This window comes from Vibrio sp. HI00D65 (genome assembly GCF_001635455.1).
GTDB lineage: Bacteria > Pseudomonadota > Gammaproteobacteria > Enterobacterales > Vibrionaceae > Vibrio.
Genome location: NZ_LWEH01000244.1, coordinates 1 through 17,311, shown reverse-complemented (window position 1 = coordinate 17,311; position 17,311 = coordinate 1). Strand labels below are relative to the sequence as shown.

Below are 17,311 nucleotides of genomic sequence, written 5' to 3'. Positions count from 1 at the left end.
TTGCTAGTCGTTTTCCAGATGGCGTATCGGCAACTAGATATTCATATGAATAAGAAAGCGGCAAGTATGAAAATACTTGCCGCTTTCTTGTTTATCGTGTTCTGGGCGTACTTTCGGGAGTGTGTCTTTTGATTGGAATCGGAATATAGATAGTCTGAGATACAAAACAGATACAGAAACAAGTAGGAAAGGGCTAATAGTGTTGTTGAAGCGGTACCTTGACTAGGCTTTTACGTTGGTTCCCAGCGTTGAAATAGTGTGCGTTTGACCGCCAGCGTTGTAAGTCATGCCAATCTTGCCGTGGCTTTGTTGCATCATGTTGCTGAGTTTTTTGAAGCTGAGGTGTGCTCGATTTAGGGCTTCGCCATTCACCAGGTTCGCTTGATGACAATCGTTGACAATAGACTTGATGGTTGAGACTAACTGAGCAAGTTCAGGATTCTCGGTCAGTTCTGAGATATTGCTATGGGCAGCAATGCGTTGATCGGTTGATCTTAGCTGTTCGACAAGGACCACTTTTTCCTTGGCAATTCGCTCAATATCCGTTGACTGTCGGCTCGTAATAGCGGTTTTCTCTGAACTCAATAATTCAGATAAGGCTTTGGCATTTTGAAGTTGGAAATTAACTAAATCTGCTAGTGCCGCCATAACGTAAACCTATCAATAATCTCGTGTGATTTAAGTTAACCACTCAAATGAAGGGAGTGCTTAAAGACCTTTTAATTCGTTTTCGAACTTGATCATATTGTCGGCCAGCTTTTCTGGGTCAACTGTATATGAACCGTTCGCGATCGCTTCTTTGATTGCTGCAACTTTTACCGAGTCAAAGCTTGGATTTGCTGCCATGTCTTGGTGAAGTTGGCCTATTGCTTTGCCTTGTTGGCTAAGTGAAACCGCGTCTTTGCTCGCCGGTGATTTAGTTGATACATCAGAGCGTGATGCCTCAGAACTAGAATCAGAGCGGACTGCTGATCGGTTGGTGGTCGTTAGGGTTTGCCCTGAACGAATGTTATCAATGCCTGCCATAGTTAAGCCTTTTTCTTCAAGAATGGGAACCTGTACAGTCAATATCGACCAAGGGTTCAATTACTTTAGCAATTTTTCGCTCTTTAGTCGAAAAGGGACAAAACACTGAAGCTACGTATTTCAGTGCTAGAGTCGAGAGCAAAATGCTAACGGTACCGCCAATTGAGAAGTAGATAGTTAAAAGTAAACCGTGACTTCAGACATGTTGGTAACAATACCTTCGATTATACGCTGCGATTTATCATTTTTCACTCTTACTTGATCACCCATAGAGCCATCAGTTAGCGCTGTGCCTTTAGTTGTAATGGTCATGCCACCTTTTAGCGCTTGTATGATAACCTTCTCGTTTCGACATACGACACAAATATCACCTCTTTCGACAACGTCACCCGGCCTTAGGTTCTTTTTTACCTTGGCGCCGATAACTTGCTCTGGATCTGTGAAGCCTTGGCGACGAAATTTGTTAAGAGAAATCATCGCGGTGGTTACGTCGTATTGTCCGACGACTTCGCCTCTTGCGAGTGCGCGTGAAGTCGTGACAAGGGGCACTGACATAGAGAGCCTTACAGGTACATAAACTCGCCACTCATCAGGAACACACTGTACTAAAACCGTAATGCTGCTTCGGGTATTGGTGGTGGTTGAGGCACTGGTCTCCAAAGGAATAGGGCAGTCCGTCGCTTTGATCCTCGAATCAATATTTGCTGAATTTACAAGGAGTTCGCCACCTAGAGGTTGTTCAACCGTATCAAGGATGTGCTGCTGTGCCGCAGACTGAATCATCTCAATTTGTTCTGGGGTCGCAGCTTGTACAAAAAAACTAAACAATATTGATAAAATGCCGATAAACTTAGCGACAGTTTTAAAAGTAGCTCTACACATTGCTATGGAAAGAGATGGCAAATTTATTTTATAATACGTCATTCCGTTTCTCTGGTGGTTCGTAGCCTGCAGTAGACTAACACTTTTTATACAAAAAAGTTTGATATGGAGATGAGCTCATGACGGGTATTCTTGATTCGGTGAATCAGCGTACGCAACTCGTCGGTCAAAACCGATTAGAATTACTAACCTTTCGCCTAATGGGGCGCCAGCGTTACGGCATTAATGTCTTTAAAGTAAAAGAAGTGCTTCAATGCCCTAAGTTGACGAAGATGCCAAATTTAAACCCACTGGTTAAAGGTGTCGCACACATTCGTGGTCAAACGATCTCTGTGATTGACTTGAGCTTAGCGATTGGTGGCCGTCCGACAACGGATGTTGAAAAGTGTTTTGTAGTTATCTCTGAGTTTAACCGAACCATCCAAGGTTTCTTGGTCAGTTCCGTTGAGCGCATTATTAACATGCACTGGGAATCGATTCTCCCGCCGCCAGATGGCGCTGGTAAAGCGAACTACTTAACAGCGGTAACTAACATCGACAATGAGTTAGTTGAAATTCTTGATGTTGAAAAAATCCTAGCTGAAATTTCGCCTGTTGATGAAACCATGGACAGCAAGATCGCTGAAGAAATCGCAGAAGTAGAACAGGAAAAAGAACTTGTTCGCCGTATCTTGATTGCTGATGACTCAACCGTTGCACGTAAACAGGTTCAACGCGCTATTGAGTCGATTGGTTTTGAAGTGATTGCCGTGAAAGATGGCAAAGAAGCCTACGAAAAACTGATGCAGATGTCAGCAGAGGGCTGCATTTACGATCAGATCTCATTGGTGATCTCGGATATCGAAATGCCAGAGATGGATGGTTATACGCTGACTGCTGAGATTCGCCGTCACGCTGAGCTAAAAGATTTATACGTAATTTTACACTCATCATTGAGTGGTGTATTTAACCAAGCCATGGTTGAGCGTGTGGGAGCGAACTCCTTCATTGCTAAATTCAACCCTGATGAGCTTGGTGCAGCCGTTAAAGCTGCTTTAACTAACTAAAAGAGACATTAATGACTGCTATAACAATAAGTGATCAAGAGTATCGCGATTTCAGCCGTTTCTTAGAATCTCAATGTGGCATTGTATTAGGTGACAGCAAACAGTACTTAGTGCGCAGCCGCCTAAGCCCATTAGTGGCAAAGTTTAACCTAGCTTCGCTGTCTGATTTATTGAGAGATGTAGTGACGGGCCGAAACCGTGAGTTGAGAGTGGCAGCAGTGGATGCTATGACGACGAACGAGACACTTTGGTTCCGAGATACTTATCCGTTTGCTGTGCTTGCGGATAAACTTCTACCGGAAATAGCGGCAAATAAACGTCCTATTAAGATTTGGTCTGCGGCAAGTTCTTCAGGCCAAGAACCATACTCAATGGCAATGACGGTGCTTGAAACTCAAGCTCGTAAGCCAGGTATGTTGCCAAATGTATCGATCACCGCAACGGACATCTCTGCAAGCATGTTAGATATGTGCCGCACTGGCGCTTATGACAATCTTGCTTTAGGTCGTGGTCTTTCTCCAGAGCGTCGCCGTACTTTCTTTGAAGATGCAGGCGATGGCCGCATGAAAGTGAAAGACAACGTTAAGCGAATGGTGAACTTCCGTCCTCAAAACCTGATGGACAGTTACGCACTGCTAGGTAAATTCGACATTATTTTCTGTCGTAATGTACTGATTTATTTCTCTCCAGAGATGAAATCTAAAGTGCTGAACCAAATGGCGAACAGCCTGAACCCGGGTGGTTATTTGCTTCTGGGTGCGTCTGAGTCGTTAACTGGTTTAACCGACCGCTTCGAAATGGTTCGTTGTAACCCAGGTATCATCTACAAATTGAAGTAATTGCCGTCACCTAAATAAGGTATGACGTTACTAAACAATTTCAAAACCCAGCCAAGTGCTGGGTTTTCTTTTTCCTGCATAGCCTATATCTTTAAGTCAGAGTGACATTCCAATTTACTCTATTTTTTGGCTTGTATATTACAAGTTTACCCACGAGTAACCTGTAAAAGCATAAATAGACCACTTTGTTTTAAAAGTTGGTATACATATTGCTTTGGTTATTTCATAACAGTCAGTTCTTGAGTTGAGGTTTAGATGGCTATTTCTTTTGACAATGCTTTGGGTATTCACCAGCACACTGTTGGTGTACGTGAGCGTAACGCTGAGGTGCTTTCCACCAATATCGCGCAAGCGAACACGCCTGGGTATAAAGCAAAGGCATTAGACTTCAAGAAATCACTGCAAGCGGCAAGTTCTGGGGCAAGCATTGGTCTTAGCCGCACAGACGGTCGGCACATTTCTGCCGAAACGACGGTGAATGGAGAAACGAAGTATCGAATTCCTACCCAACCTGATACAGGAGATGGCAACACGGTTGATTTGGATTTGGAAAGAAACCTTTTCATGCAAAACCAAATTAGGCATCAAGCCTCTCTCGACTTCCTAGGAAGTAAGTTCAAGAATTTAACTAAAGCGATTAAAGGGGAATAATTAGATGAGCTTATTTAATGTATTCAATGTGACTGGTTCTGCGATGAGTGCTGAATCTGTTCGTCTAAATACGACCTCAAGCAACCTTGCAAACGCGGACAGTGTGAGTAGTTCTGCTAAAGAAACTTACAAAGCCCGCCACGCAGTGTTCGGCGCTGAGTTAAATCGAGCACGCAACAGTGACCACACTGTGCCTGTGAAAGTATTAGGTATCGTAGAAAGCGATAAGCCGCTGAGCGCGGAGTACAACCCAGACCACCCATTAGCGAACAACGAAGGCTACATCTACAAGTCAAACGTGAACGTTATGGAAGAGATGGCAAACATGATTTCGGCATCACGTGCGTACCAAACGAACGTACAGGTTGCTGACTCGAGTAAACAAATGCTGCTGCGTACGCTGCAGATGGGTCAATAAGGATAAGGAGGTAGCATATGGCTGGAATCAACAACAATGTTGGTCAAAGCGGCTTGTCCTATGTTGACCAGCTGAAGAGTCTTCAAGATGGCGCTAAGAAGCCCGACGAAACAACAGGTAAGCAGGATCTTAAGCAAGAAGATTTCTTATCTTTGTTGACTAAGCAATTAGCACAGCAAGACCCTTTTAAGCCGGTTAGTAATGACCAGATGATTGCGCAAATGGCTTCATTTGCGACCGTGGATGGCATCGGCAAAATGAATTCACAGTTTGAAAGCTTGAACTCATCGATGACCTCTAACCAAGCACTGCAGGCCTCCTCTTTGGTCGGTCGTGATGTATTGGTTCCTGGTGCGGCAGGTGTAAAGCAAGGTGATGGCGGTATGGCGGCAATGGTTAAGCTTCCTCAAGCGATGGACAACGTTATGGTCCGTGTTGAGAACGAAGTTGGCCAGTTAGTTCGCACTTTTGATATCGGATCTAAACCAGCAGGCGATACACGTGTTGAATGGGACGGAAAAGACGAAGACGGTAACCCATTGCCGGCTGGTAAATATAACGTGAAAGCGTCGGGTTTACTGGATGGCGAGAACACAGAGTTCCAAGTTTCCAGCTATGCGAACGTGAACAGTGTGCTTCTTGGTAAGGGTGATGGCAACGTACTACTCAATCTGGCTGGTTTTACATCGCCAGTACGACTTGCTGAAGTACTAGAAGTTGGTAAAGCGTAGCTCTTAGGTGAGTGAACATGCTAGCTAGATAGATTAGGAGAATATTGGAATGTCATATGTAGCTTTAAGCGGTTTATCCGCTGCACAATTAGACCTGAATACAACCAGTAACAACATTGCGAACGCAAACACGTTTGGCTTTAAAGAGTCTCGTGCTGAGTTTGGCGATGTTTACTCAAACTCGTTGTTCACAAACGCAAAAACGACGTCAGGTGGTGGTGCGCAAGCTAGCCAAGTGGCGCAACAGTTCCACGAAGGTTCAAGTATTTATACAAACAACCCAATGGATCTACGCGTAAGTGGTACAGGTTTCTTTGCGGTAGCGAAAGACCGTATGGTGCCGGAGATTAACGAACTAACTCGTAATGGTGCATTTCACCTAAACAAAGACAACTACATGGTTACGGCTAGCGATGAGTTTCTTTTAGGTTACGATGTTGATCCAAACTCGGGTGAAGTTCTTTCTTATGCGCCAAAGCCTCTCGACATTCCGGCTGAATTTGGTAAACCAAAACAGACAGAAAACATTGAAGTAGGGGTTAACCTCCCTGCAAACGGTGACCTTAAAGATCCGGCTGCATTTAACTTCAAAGATGCTGATACCTATAACCGTGCAACGTCTTCGACGGTATACGATTCTATGGGGCAGTCTTACAAGTTAACGACTTACTATCTCAAAGATCAAACGCAACCAAACACTTGGCAGACTTACTACACTGTGTCTGATGAGACTGGCGAGAAGCCAATCAACATCACTGGTGGTGATGCAACGAATGCTCAAGGTCATGTTGGTCACACAATGAAGTTCAACAATGACGGTACGTTAGCAAGCCTAAACAGTGGTCAACCGATTAACTCGGAACCTCTAGGTGCAGGTGCTAATCCTGTCGATCTGAATGGTGCAGATCCAACACAAGTGCTTAAATTCGGTCTAGATTCTTCAACCCAGTTTGCGGCTCCGTTTGAATTAACTAAGTTTGATGAAGATGGTGCTACAACAGGTTTCTTAACCAAAATCGATTTCGATGAGTACGGCAGTGTTCTAGGTACTTACTCAAATGGTGAAAACGTGATGCTTGGTCGTGTAGGCCTAGTTCGCGTACCAAACGAGCAAGGTCTCGATAAGAAAGGCGGTACTCAGTGGGATTCTACTAGCGACTCGGGTGACAAAATCTGGGGTGAATCTAACAAAGGTTCATTTGGTAGTATCAATAATGGCTCCCTGGAGCAGTCGAACATCGATATGACTCAAGAATTGGTTGATTTGATTTCTGCGCAACGTAACTTCCAAGCGAACTCTCGTTCTCTAGAAGTACACAACCAACTACAACAGAATATTCTTCAGATTCGTTAATCGTTTCAAACGTTTGAATCATCTGCGAATACCCAATTCAATATTATTGAATTGGGTATTGTCGTTTGCTTTTTTATTTGCCGCCCTTATTGCCGCCCGCTAATGCCACTGGCAACAATTCTTCCTCAATGATCCTTTTGTGATCACCTTTCTTGTTTGTTTTCTATTTAAATTGTTGATAAATAACAGTTATAAAAGTTGGCACAGTGTTTGCTTTATTAGCCCGGGAAGATGATTTTTGGAGCAAAATTATGGATCGCGCACTGTTTCTTGCCATGAGTGGCGCTAAGCAAAATATGCAAGCTTTGCAGCTACGTGCAAACAACCTTGCTAACGTAAGTACAACGGGTTTCCGTGCTGATTTAGCACAAGCGCGTTCAATGCAAGCGTATGGCGAAGGTATGCCTACTCGTGTTTTCAGCATGACAGAGCGTCCGGGACATAATTTTGCACAAGGTAGTGTGGTTACCACTGGTCGTGATCTTGACGTTACTATTCAAGGTGATGGTTGGATTTCGGTAATGGATAATACTGGACGTGAAGGTTTAACGCGTAACGGTAACCTAAAGGTTGACCAAAACGGTTTGTTGACCAATGCAAGTGGTTATTTGGTATTGGGCGAAAACAATGCGCCAATCACATTACCTATCCCAATCAGTAAAGTCGAAATTGGTACAGACGGTACGATCTCAGTCATTCCTCAAGGCGCTCCAGCTGAGGAACTAGAGGTCGTTGATCGCATTAAACTTGTACGTCCAGACAATCAAAGTTTGTTTAAAGATACGAATGGTCTATTCCGTTCGAAAAACCCAGATCAGGCATACGAAGCAGATGCAGCGGTGACGTTGCTAAAAGGTGCTATCGAAGGCAGTAACGTAAATGCCGTAGGTGAAATGACCAGCCTAATTGACTTACAACGTCAGTTTGAAATGCAGGTCAAGATGATGAGCACAGCAGAGGAAATGGACAAGTCGTCTGATTCACTGCTTCGTATGAGCTAATAGAATTTAAAGGAAACTGCTATGCATCCAGCATTATGGGTAAGTAAAACAGGTTTAGACGCCCAACAAACCAATATTTCAACGATTTCAAACAACCTTGCCAACGCCTCGACCATTGGTTTTAAAAAGAGCCGTGCGGTATTTGAAGATCTGTTCTACCAGAATATCAACCAGCCTGGCGGTCAGTCGTCTCAGAACACTGAGTTACCAAGTGGTTTGATGCTAGGTGCGGGTTCTAAAGTGGTTGCGACTCAAAAGGTTCACACACACGGTAACGCGCAGACTACGTCTAACAGCCTCGACATGATGATTGAAGGCGACGGTTTCTTCCAAGTTGAAATGCCAGACGGAGAAACAGGTTACAGCCGCAATGGTCAGTTCACATTGAATGGTGACGGCGCAATCGTGACATCGGGTCAAGGTTACCCGTTACAACCAGAAATCGTTATACCTGAAGATGCCATCTCAGTGACAGTAGGTAACGACGGTGAAGTATCGGTTCGCCTACGTGGTGAGCAAAACAACGTTGTTGTAGGCCAAATCACCATTACTGATTTTGTAAACCCAGGTGGTTTAGAACCAGTAGGTCAAAACCTTTACTTGCCGACAGGGGCGAGTGGTGATCCACAAGAAGGTGTACCTGGCTTCGATGGCCTAGGTAATATCCGCCAGTCGATGCTAGAAACATCGAACGTAAACGTAACTGAAGAGCTTGTGAATATGATCGAAGCTCAACGTGTTTATGAAATGAACTCGAAAGTTATCTCGTCGGTAGACAAGATGATGAGCTTTGTTAACCAACAGCTGTAATCGGTTAATTCACCGCTTACTTGTTTCGTATTAATTGACGTGTTTGTCACGGCTTACTATTTGCCACGACTTGCTGAGAGTATATCGCCATGAAACGTATTTTTTGTTTAGCCCTGTTTTTATCTATGAGCGGTTGTTCTGTATTGGATCCAATTGAGACGCCAGCAGAAGAGAACGCGACCACAGTGGTTGATGCGGTAGAAGGTGATAAATCTGCTCAAGAAAGTTCAGGCATTGTTGATACGCTTCGCGGTCGAACGGATCCTGTTGCAGGTGATCCTGCATGGGCGCCAATCAATCCAAAACAGAAGCCAGAGCATTATGCAGCGGCAACTGGCTCACTATTCAACGTAAACCATATTGGCAGTATGTACGATGATTCAAAGCCTCGCGGTATTGGTGACATCATTACTGTGGCATTGGATGAAAATACTCGTGCGACGAAAAAAGCCAATGCAGATATGTCTAAGTCGAATGACTCATCAATGGAGCCTTTGGCTGTTGGTGGTCAAGAGTTAACAATAGACAAGTACAACTTCTCGTACGACCTAAGTAACACCAATACTTTCGCAGGTGATGCATCCGCTAATCAGAGCAACAGCATCAGTGGTTACATTACTGTGGAAGTGATTGAAGTACTCGCTAACGGCAACCTAGTGGTGCGTGGTGAAAAATGGATGACATTGAACACCGGTGATGAGTACATCCGCCTAAGTGGCACTATCCGTCCGGACGATATTGATTTCGATAATACCATCGCTTCAAACCGTGTTTCTAATGCACGAATCCAGTATTCAGGTACTGGAGTGCAACAAGATATGCAAGAGCCTGGATTCTTGGCACGATTCTTTAATGTATCTCTGTAGAGCTTGAGAGGGCGTCGACATACTGACATACCGCGTTACGCAACAACATCTCGCTAAGTCATTATTAATTAAAGCAATACAGACAGGTTACTCAATGAAAAAACTGACACTCGTACTATTCGGCATGCTATTTCTTGCCACCAGTGCCCATGCTGCGCGTATTAAAGACGTGGCAAAAGTGGCGGGTGTTCGTAGTAACCAACTTGTCGGTTATGGTTTGGTCACGGGTTTACCGGGTACCGGTGAGACAACTCCCTTTACCGATCAAACATTTAACGCGATGCTGCAAAATTTTGGCATTCAATTGCCGCCTGGCACTAAGCCAAAAACCAAAAATGTAGCGGCAGTAATTGTTACCGCTGAACTGCCGGCTTTCTCTAAGCAAGGTCAGGAAGTTGACGTAACAGTATCTTCAATTGGCTCAGCAAAAAGTCTGCGTGGTGGTACCTTGCTACAAACCTTCCTAAAAGGTCTGGATGGTCAGGTTTACGCCGTGGCGCAAGGTAACTTAGTGGTCAGTGGCTTTAGTGCTCAGGGTAACGATGGTTCTAAGATTGTCGGCAATAACCCTAACGTCGGTATCATCTCTAGTGGTGCAACGGTAGAGCAAGAGATCCCAACGCCATTCGGCCGTGGTGACTACATCACATTCAACCTAATCCAATCCGATTTCACAACAGCGCAGCGCATGGCTGATGCGGTTAATAATTTCTTAGGTCCGCAAATGGCGTCTGCGGTTGATGCGACGTCTGTAAAAGTGCGTGCACCTCGAGAAATCAGCCAACGTGTGGCTTTCTTATCGGCGATCGAAAACATTGAATTTGATCCAGCTGAAGGCTCTGCGAAAATCATCGTTAACTCTCGTACTGGTACCATTGTGGTTGGTAAGCACGTGCGCCTAAAAGCGGCTGCAGTAACACACGGTGGTATGACAGTCGCGATTAAAGAAAACTTAAATGTAAGTCAGCCGAATGCATTCTCTGGCGGTCAAACGGTAGTGGTTCCAGACTCTGATATCGAAGTCACTGAAGCCGATGGCAAGATGTTCAAGTTCGAACCTGGTCTAACATTGGACGATTTGGTTAGAGCGGTTAACGAAGTCGGCGCAGCACCTTCTGATTTAATGGCGATCCTTCAAGCACTGAAACAAGCGGGTGCGATTGAAGGTCAGCTGATCATTATCTAAGGAATAGAGCATGATTAAGAATAACAACGACATCGGCTTTATTCATGACATCGGTAGCCTAGACCGTCTTCGTCAACAAGCAGTAAACGGTGAAGAGGGCAGTGAGAAAGAAGCATTGACCGCAGCGGCAAAACAGTTTGAAGCGATTTTCACCTCAATGTTGTTTAAGTCGATGCGTGATGCGAACTCTAGCTTTAAATCGGATATGTTGAACAGCCAGAACGAAAAGTTCTACCGCCAAATGCAAGATGACCAAATGGCGAGTGAGCTCAGTGCGAATGGTTCGCTAGGCCTTGCGGATATGATTGTGGCACAGTTAAGTGCCGGCCAATCTAACGACGTGACAGAAGGTAAGGTTCGTAGCGAAGGCTTTGATACATCATTGCAAAGACCTCAATTCTCAGGTCATTCAGAAGAGAGAGCACTAGAAGTTCAAGCTGCATCGGCGATTAAACAGCCGGTCTCTTTCGACTCACCTGAATCGTTTGTGACTTCAATGAAGCCTTACGCAGAAAAAGCGGCAAGCGCGCTTGGTGTGGATTCATCTCTATTATTGGCTCAAGCGGCACTGGAAACAGGCTGGGGCTCTAAGATGGTCAAGAACTCTCTAGGCAACAGTAATAACCTGTTCAACATCAAAGCAGACAGAAGCTGGAAAGGCGATAAAGTGGCAACTCAAACACTCGAGTTCCATGGTAAAACTGCCGTTAAAGAATCGGCCTCTTTCCGTTCTTACTCTAGTTTTGAAGACAGCTTCAACGATTATGTGAAGTTCTTGAATGAAAACCCAAGGTACGAAACGGCGCTGCAGCACCAAGGTAATTCAGAGAATTTCATCAAAGGTATTCATCAAGCAGGCTACGCAACCGACCCTAACTACGCGGATAAGGTATTGCGAGTTAAAGCTAAGATTGATGAAATGAACTAGGTCATATCGATTGAACATCTAGAGCTTGCCAGTAGCAGGCTCTTTTCTTATATGCCGCATGAGATTTAACATCACCACATATAATTATCTCTATATACTTCAATGAATTAGCGCCTTTTGATTCTCTTCATTATCTGTTGGCATATATATTGCTTTTTAAACTGGTAGTTAATCAGTTTATCCTGATTTTGTTAAGTTTTTTGGGGGCATTATGGCGTCGGATCTTCTGAATGTAGGGGCACAAAGTGTTCTTACTGCTCAGAGACAGTTAAACACCACAGGTCATAACATTTCTAACGCCAATACAGAGGGCTATAGCCGCCAATCTGTAATTCAAGGTGTTAATGACCCGCGCCAGTACGGTGGTCAAACCTACGGCATGGGTGTGCATGTGGAAAATGTTCGCCGCTCTTGGGATCAATTTGCCGTCAATGAACTTAACCTATCGACAACTAATGCCGCCAACAAAGGCGATACTCAAGGCAACTTGGATATGCTGTCGAATATGTTGTCTTCCGTGGCTTCGAAGAAGATTCCAGAAAACTTAAATGAATGGTTTGACTCGGTTAAAACCTTAGCCGATACACCGAATGACGTTGGTGCACGAGAGGTCGTACTAGAAAAAGCCGAGCTACTCAGTAAAACGCTGAATGAATTTCATGAGACGGTTCGACAACAGTCTGATTCTACGAATAAAAAATTAGATATGGGTATCGAACGAGTCAACCAACTCGCGATCGAGATTCGTGATGTTCAACGCCTGATGATGCGAACCCCTGGGCCGCACAATGACTTGCGAGATAAGCACGAAAAGCTAATCAATGAGCTTTCTGGTTATACCAAAGTAACAGTGACGCCGCGCTCAAATGCCGAAGGCTTCAATGTCCATATCGGTAACGGTCACACCTTAGTATCAGGTAGTGAGGCAAGCCAGTTAAAAATGGTGGATGGTTTACCTGACGCACACCAGCGTAGATTAGCGATTGTTGAAGGTAAGTCTTTAAAGCCGATCACTAGTAGTGATATTGATGGAAAAATTGGTGCCATGTTAGATATGCGAGATGAACATATCCCAGCGATCATGGATGAGCTTGGTCGCTTGGCAACAGCTTTTTCATATAAGGTTAACTCCTTTCAACAACAAGGTTTAGATCTTAATGGTAACGTGGGTAAGAATTTATTTACTGATGTGAACTCTGAGCTGGTGGCAAAATCTCGTGTGACGACAAGCGGGCAATCCAAAGCGGATGTTGCTGTGTTTATTGATGATACTTCTGACTTAGAAGGTGGGGAGTACGGTCTTAAATACGATGGTAGTGATTACGTGGTGACCAAGCCAAGTGGCGAAACGGTCAAAGTGAGTACAGATTCAAGCGGCAACGCATTTTACCTTGATGGTATGCGCGTTGAAATTCGTAATCCCCCCGAACTTGGTGAAAAGCTGTTACTGCGTCCAACGCGTAATTTTGCTGCGCAGGTCCATGTGACAACCACAGATCCAAAAGATATTGCTGCACAAAGCTATGAAGCGTCCACGACGTTTGCCAAGGGCACAGCTGGGTTTAAAATCCTTGAGGCGGGTCAGCTACGTGAATTTGAAGTGATTGTGTCCCCAAAAGGTGAGCAATTTGCAGTGACGGATCCCAAGGGCAACATCTTAATGCAGCCTCAGCCATACCCACCACAAGGGCCTGTGACGATTAACGGTACGACCTTTGAGCTAACAGCGGGAGCTGTGCCGAACGATAAGTTTACGGCAAACCTTGTACCATCAGAGGGTGACAATGGCAACTTACGTAATTTTCAAGATCTTCAAACCGAAAAAGTTTTGAACGATGGTGAGTCTACGATTTTAGACCTTTACCACAACCTGAATACTAATACGGGTCTGAAGTCTTCAACGGCTAATCGTTTAAGTGAAATTGCGACGTTGGAAAAGCAGTCTGCCCAAGAGCGTATTGCTTCAATCTCGGGGGTCAACCTCGATGAAGAAGCGGCAAACATGATGAAGTTTCAACAAGCTTATATGGCTTCTTCACGCATCATGCAAGCTGCTAACGACACGTTTAATACTATTTTGGCTCTGAGGTAGAATTGTAAATGTTGAATCGTATTTCCAGCTTCCATAATTATCAGGCAGTACAAAATGACTTGCGCCGCCAAGAGAATAAGGTGCATCACAACCAAGCGCAGCTCGCCTCCGGTAAAAAGTTACAGTCGCCAAGTGATGACCCGTTAGCGACGCATTATTTACAAAATATCGGCCAGCAATCAGAGCAGCTAGAGCAATACGTTGATGCTATTACCCTAGTCAGGAACCGTCTTGAGCACCATGAGGTACTAATCGCCAACTCGGAAGGTTTTGCTGATGAGGCAAAGCGAACCGTAATGGAAATGATCAACGGTGCACTTTCTCCTGAAGACCGTTTAGCGAAGAAGCGTGAAATCCAAGAGTTAGCGAATAACTTCTTGTACTTAGCAAACTCTCAAGACGAGTCTGGCAACTATACATTTGCCGGTACCAAGCCGAAAAGCCAACCTTTCTTTCGTGATAACGAAGGAACGGTGACGTATCAAGGCGATGACTATCAGCGCAAGATGCGTGTTGCAAGCAGTTTTGAAATGGCGATGAATGATCCGGGTAGTAAGTTATTTATGGAAATAGATAACCCATTCGGTGATTACCAGCCTCAATACGAGCTTGAACCCGCATCTGAGTTACTGCTTGGCCGCGCAACCAACAGCGCTGAAGATGGTTCTACTTATAAAGTAACCTTTGTTGATATGCAGACTGGTAAGTTTGCGTACCAACTTGAAAAAGATGGCGCAGTGGTTGCTGCTGAAGATTTTGACCCTGCGACTGGTATTGTCTACGAAGGGTTAAACATTCAGTTTAAAGGACAAGTTACCAAGGGTGATTCGATCACCTTAGAGCCGAGAGAGACATTCTCGATCTTTGATACGTTCAAAGAAGCGGCAGAGCAGGTAGAAAACCCAGTGTCCGATGCATCGGCAACGGCAAAACTGCACCAAATGACGGAAGAGTTCCATGCTGCGTTTATTCACTTAACGAAAGCAAGAACAGACGTCGGTGCCCGTTTGAGTACATTGGATATTCAAGAGCAACAACATGAAGACTTTAAGTTGTCTTTAGCGAAAGCGAAAAGCAACTTTGAAGATTTGGATTACTCGAAAGCTATCATTGAATTCAATGAAAACTCTCGAGCACTGCAAGCTTCACAGCAAGCGTTTGGTAAGACAAAAGACCTAACCTTGTTTAATTATATTTAATGATTAATCGGTATTTAGTGGTGAACGACTAAATACTACGGAGTCGATTCTTTGCCTTATGTGCTATGCCATACGTGCGAATGACTTCAAAATTGCCGCTTTTTCGTACGAAGCATAATGTTTCTTGATATAGCGGCAAAAAACGGCAACAAGAGGATGAGGGCAGTTTCATCTTCTAAAAGTAAACAATCATAATCGCGTTTAATTTTCTGTAAGCTTCTGATTATTGGTAAATAAAAAAATTATTTACTCAAAATTAAACTTGGCATACAACTTGTATCTGTGTTGGTTATAAATGATTAATACAGATCTTAAACCTTGTATAAGGTTTATTGAGTAACATACGGTCAGTGCTTATCCATATGAGAGTAAAGCTGGCCGCTTCGCAGAGAGCTTGCGAACTCATAAGGAGAGCAAAATGGCAGTTAATGTAAGTACTAACGTTTCCGCAATGACAGCGCAGCGTTACCTGAATAAAGCGTCTAATGACTTAGCGACTTCTATGGAGCGTCTGTCATCTGGTCACAAGATCAACAGCGCGAAAGATGATGCGGCAGGTTTGCAAATCTCGAACCGTCTAACGGCTCAGTCTCGTGGTCTTGATGTGGCAATGCGTAATGCCAACGACGGTATTTCGATTGCTCAAACAGCAGAAGGTGCGATGAACGAATCGACTAACGTACTACAACGTATGCGTGATCTAGCGATTCAATCATCAAACGGCACTAACTCGCCGGCAGAGCGTACAGCACTGAATGAAGAGTCAATGGCACTTCAAGATGAGCTTAACCGTATCGCGGAAACCACATCGTTTGGTGGTCGTCGTCTACTGAACGGTTCATTCGGTGAAGCTTCATTCCAGATCGGTTCTAACTCTGGTGAAGCAATGATCATGGCTCTGACAAGTATCCGTGCAGATGACTACCGTATGGGTGGTACTACTTTCGATTCAGAAAACGCGAAAGATAAGAACTGGGAAGTGCCGCCAACGGCGAGCGACCTTAAGTTTGAATTCAAAACTAAAGCGGGTGAAGACATCGTTCTAGATATCAAAACTAAAGCTGGAGACGATATTGAAGAGTTAGCGACTTACATTAATGGTCAATCTGACTTACTAAATGCATCGGTTACTGATGACGGTCGTTTACAGTTATTCGTAGCAGAACCAGACCTAGATGGTGCGATGTCTATCTCTGGTGGCTTGGCATCTGAGCTTGGAATTAAGAGCGAAGGCCGTGCAACATCAGTTCAAGATATCAGTCTAACAAGTGTTGCTGGTTCACAGAACGCTATCAGCGTTATTGATTCTGCATTGAAGTACGTAGATTCACAGCGTGCTGATTTGGGTGCGAAACAGAACCGTCTAAGCCACAGTATTAATAACTTGGCAAACGTTCAAGAGAACGTAGACGCTTCAAACAGCCGAATCAAAGATACGGACTTTGCTAAAGAGACGACGCAAATGACCAAATCACAAATTCTGCAACAAGCAGGTACTTCAATACTTGCTCAAGCAAAACAATTGCCTAACTCTGCAATGTCACTATTGCAATAGTTATTGGTTGAACTTGCTGCTCGTGTTCAGACGTGAGCCATGCAGCAAGGGAAACTGGCAAGCATACTTACTAGTGAGTGTTTAGCTCTCTCATCTCTCACCTGCTATCCATTTTTACGGTAAGAATGCAACGGCGAGTCGGAAATGTGTTCATTTCTCGATGATCTCCACACAGGCTCTGACGCGCCAACTAGCCCCGGTTCTCTCAAAGGAAAAGGGGCTTTTTCCTTTCTGCAGATTGTGTTTTATTTTCCCTTCTAACGATCTTTATTCGTTTTCTCGCTCTGCTAGTTTCAATTTTCTCTGAGGACTTTGTGAAAAACAGCCCACCTTTTTGCCTACAGCCATGAATTTTGCTGATTGATCATTTCTGTACATAGGCTAACTAAAAAGCTAGTTTGAACGTTTTTTAAACAACCTACATGCTCTCAATAACAAAAATCTGTAGTTATTTTAGAAAGTTTAATATTTTAAGTTATTGAAAGTTTTATGGTTAATAATTTTTTGTAGTTTTTTTAAAAGTTTTTCTAAAGCTTCTGATTTTCGAGCCGTTATTAAAAGTAACTTTGAGAGAACTACTTGGTTTTCCGAGACGTCGGAAACCGCAATACCGGAAAATCAATTGGAGAAATCACCATGGCAGTGAATGTAAATACCAACGTTTCAGCGATGACTGCGCAACGTTACCTAAACAACGCAAACAGCGCACAACAAACATCAATGGAGC

The 17,311-nt window shown here is 44.1% G+C and carries 17 protein-coding genes and 1 pseudogene; 15 read left to right on the top strand and 3 right to left on the bottom strand.

All coding sequences use genetic code 11. The features are described from left to right. Positions 1 to 222: 222 nt before the first annotated feature. The 3 genes from A3712_RS16895 to flgA all read right to left on the bottom strand — a co-directional run bounded on the left by A3712_RS16895 (position 223) and on the right by flgA (position 1,950). Positions 223 to 648: a flagella synthesis protein FlgN gene (locus A3712_RS16895; protein WP_063524372.1), complete on the bottom strand. Its 426-nt coding sequence runs from the start codon at positions 646 to 648 to the stop codon at positions 223 to 225. Between the two features lie 60 nt (positions 649 to 708). Further along, entirely contained in the window at positions 709 to 1,026 is a 318-nt protein-coding gene (gene flgM / locus A3712_RS16890) for a flagellar biosynthesis anti-sigma factor FlgM (protein ID WP_004739724.1), read from the bottom strand. A 177-nt stretch (positions 1,027 to 1,203) separates the two neighbouring features. Beyond that, complete coding sequence (gene flgA, locus A3712_RS16885) at positions 1,204 to 1,950, bottom strand: flagellar basal body P-ring formation chaperone FlgA (protein WP_063524371.1); 747 nt, start codon at positions 1,948 to 1,950, stop codon at positions 1,204 to 1,206. Positions 1,951 to 2,027: 77 nt separating this feature from the next. Here flgA and A3712_RS16880 point away from each other — a divergent pair, with 77 nt between their 5' ends. From A3712_RS16880 to A3712_RS28915, 15 genes and pseudogenes are all read left to right on the top strand, one after another. Then, entirely contained in the window at positions 2,028 to 2,954 is a 927-nt protein-coding gene (locus A3712_RS16880; protein ID WP_063524370.1) for a chemotaxis protein CheV, read from the top strand. 11 nt (positions 2,955 to 2,965) lie between these two features. Continuing rightward, entirely contained in the window at positions 2,966 to 3,793 is an 828-nt protein-coding gene (locus tag A3712_RS16875) for a protein-glutamate O-methyltransferase (protein ID WP_008218231.1), read from the top strand. Between the two features lie 255 nt (positions 3,794 to 4,048). After that, a complete protein-coding gene (flgB, locus tag A3712_RS16870) occupies positions 4,049 to 4,444 on the top strand; it encodes a flagellar basal body rod protein FlgB (RefSeq protein WP_063524369.1) in 396 nt (131 codons plus the stop codon). Positions 4,445 to 4,448: 4 nt separating this feature from the next. Further along, positions 4,449 to 4,862 (top strand): flagellar basal body rod protein FlgC, encoded by a 414-nt coding sequence (gene flgC / locus A3712_RS16865; RefSeq protein WP_004739718.1) that lies wholly within the window; start codon positions 4,449 to 4,451, stop codon positions 4,860 to 4,862. A gap of 17 nt (positions 4,863 to 4,879) precedes the next feature. Further along, a complete protein-coding gene (gene flgD, locus A3712_RS16860) occupies positions 4,880 to 5,593 on the top strand; it encodes a flagellar hook assembly protein FlgD (protein WP_004739717.1) in 714 nt (237 codons plus the stop codon). Positions 5,594 to 5,642: 49 nt separating this feature from the next. Next, positions 5,643 to 6,947 carry a flagellar hook protein FlgE gene (flgE, locus tag A3712_RS16855; RefSeq protein WP_063524368.1) on the top strand — a complete coding sequence of 435 codons (1,305 nt, stop codon included), beginning with the start codon at positions 5,643 to 5,645 and terminating at the stop codon, positions 6,945 to 6,947. A gap of 251 nt (positions 6,948 to 7,198) precedes the next feature. Further along, positions 7,199 to 7,948, top strand: coding sequence for a flagellar basal-body rod protein FlgF (flgF, locus tag A3712_RS16850; RefSeq protein ID WP_063524367.1), 750 nt, complete (start codon positions 7,199 to 7,201; stop codon positions 7,946 to 7,948). Positions 7,949 to 7,969: 21 nt separating this feature from the next. After that, the gene (gene flgG, locus A3712_RS16845; protein WP_004739713.1) at positions 7,970 to 8,758 is read left to right on the top strand and encodes a flagellar basal-body rod protein FlgG; all 789 of its coding nucleotides are present in this window, start codon (positions 7,970 to 7,972) and stop codon (positions 8,756 to 8,758) included. A gap of 89 nt (positions 8,759 to 8,847) precedes the next feature. Continuing rightward, positions 8,848 to 9,624, top strand: coding sequence for a flagellar basal body L-ring protein FlgH (gene flgH, locus A3712_RS16840; protein WP_063524366.1), 777 nt, complete (start codon positions 8,848 to 8,850; stop codon positions 9,622 to 9,624). A gap of 94 nt (positions 9,625 to 9,718) precedes the next feature. Continuing rightward, complete coding sequence (locus A3712_RS16835; RefSeq protein WP_008218243.1) at positions 9,719 to 10,810, top strand: flagellar basal body P-ring protein FlgI; 1,092 nt, start codon at positions 9,719 to 9,721, stop codon at positions 10,808 to 10,810. A 10-nt stretch (positions 10,811 to 10,820) separates the two neighbouring features. Further along, positions 10,821 to 11,738: a flagellar assembly peptidoglycan hydrolase FlgJ gene (gene flgJ, locus A3712_RS16830; protein WP_063524365.1), complete on the top strand. Its 918-nt coding sequence runs from the start codon at positions 10,821 to 10,823 to the stop codon at positions 11,736 to 11,738. A 211-nt stretch (positions 11,739 to 11,949) separates the two neighbouring features. Beyond that, positions 11,950 to 13,830: a flagellar hook-associated protein FlgK gene (gene flgK / locus A3712_RS16825; RefSeq protein WP_063524364.1), complete on the top strand. Its 1,881-nt coding sequence runs from the start codon at positions 11,950 to 11,952 to the stop codon at positions 13,828 to 13,830. An 8-nt stretch (positions 13,831 to 13,838) separates the two neighbouring features. Next, entirely contained in the window at positions 13,839 to 15,029 is a 1,191-nt protein-coding gene (gene flgL, locus A3712_RS16820) for a flagellar hook-associated protein FlgL (protein ID WP_063524363.1), read from the top strand. A gap of 418 nt (positions 15,030 to 15,447) precedes the next feature. After that, the gene (locus A3712_RS16815; protein WP_004739699.1) at positions 15,448 to 16,584 is read left to right on the top strand and encodes a flagellin; all 1,137 of its coding nucleotides are present in this window, start codon (positions 15,448 to 15,450) and stop codon (positions 16,582 to 16,584) included. Positions 16,585 to 17,220: 636 nt separating this feature from the next. Next, positions 17,221 to 17,311, top strand: a pseudogene (locus A3712_RS28915) (flagellin); the annotation flags it as partial.

Bases quoted from the DNA above. Each gene is read 5' to 3' on its own strand.
- A3712_RS16895 (WP_063524372.1), bottom strand. From the start codon at position 648: ATGGCGGCACTAGCAGATTTAGTTAATTTCCAACTTCAAAATGCCAAA.
- A3712_RS16815 (WP_004739699.1), top strand. From the start codon at position 15,448: ATGGCAGTTAATGTAAGTACTAACGTTTCCGCAATGACAGCGCAGCGT.
- flgL (WP_063524363.1), top strand. From the start codon at position 13,839: ATGTTGAATCGTATTTCCAGCTTCCATAATTATCAGGCAGTACAAAAT.
- flgJ (WP_063524365.1), top strand. From the start codon at position 10,821: ATGATTAAGAATAACAACGACATCGGCTTTATTCATGACATCGGTAGC.
- A3712_RS16875 (WP_008218231.1), top strand. From the start codon at position 2,966: ATGACTGCTATAACAATAAGTGATCAAGAGTATCGCGATTTCAGCCGT.
- flgK (WP_063524364.1), top strand. From the start codon at position 11,950: ATGGCGTCGGATCTTCTGAATGTAGGGGCACAAAGTGTTCTTACTGCT.
- A3712_RS16880 (WP_063524370.1), top strand. From the start codon at position 2,028: ATGACGGGTATTCTTGATTCGGTGAATCAGCGTACGCAACTCGTCGGT.
- flgA (WP_063524371.1), bottom strand. From the start codon at position 1,950: ATGACGTATTATAAAATAAATTTGCCATCTCTTTCCATAGCAATGTGT.
- flgD (WP_004739717.1), top strand. From the start codon at position 4,880: ATGGCTGGAATCAACAACAATGTTGGTCAAAGCGGCTTGTCCTATGTT.
- A3712_RS16835 (WP_008218243.1), top strand. From the start codon at position 9,719: ATGAAAAAACTGACACTCGTACTATTCGGCATGCTATTTCTTGCCACC.
- flgG (WP_004739713.1), top strand. From the start codon at position 7,970: ATGCATCCAGCATTATGGGTAAGTAAAACAGGTTTAGACGCCCAACAA.
- flgH (WP_063524366.1), top strand. From the start codon at position 8,848: ATGAAACGTATTTTTTGTTTAGCCCTGTTTTTATCTATGAGCGGTTGT.
- flgC (WP_004739718.1), top strand. From the start codon at position 4,449: ATGAGCTTATTTAATGTATTCAATGTGACTGGTTCTGCGATGAGTGCT.
- flgF (WP_063524367.1), top strand. From the start codon at position 7,199: ATGGATCGCGCACTGTTTCTTGCCATGAGTGGCGCTAAGCAAAATATG.
- flgM (WP_004739724.1), bottom strand. From the start codon at position 1,026: ATGGCAGGCATTGATAACATTCGTTCAGGGCAAACCCTAACGACCACC.
- flgB (WP_063524369.1), top strand. From the start codon at position 4,049: ATGGCTATTTCTTTTGACAATGCTTTGGGTATTCACCAGCACACTGTT.
- flgE (WP_063524368.1), top strand. From the start codon at position 5,643: ATGTCATATGTAGCTTTAAGCGGTTTATCCGCTGCACAATTAGACCTG.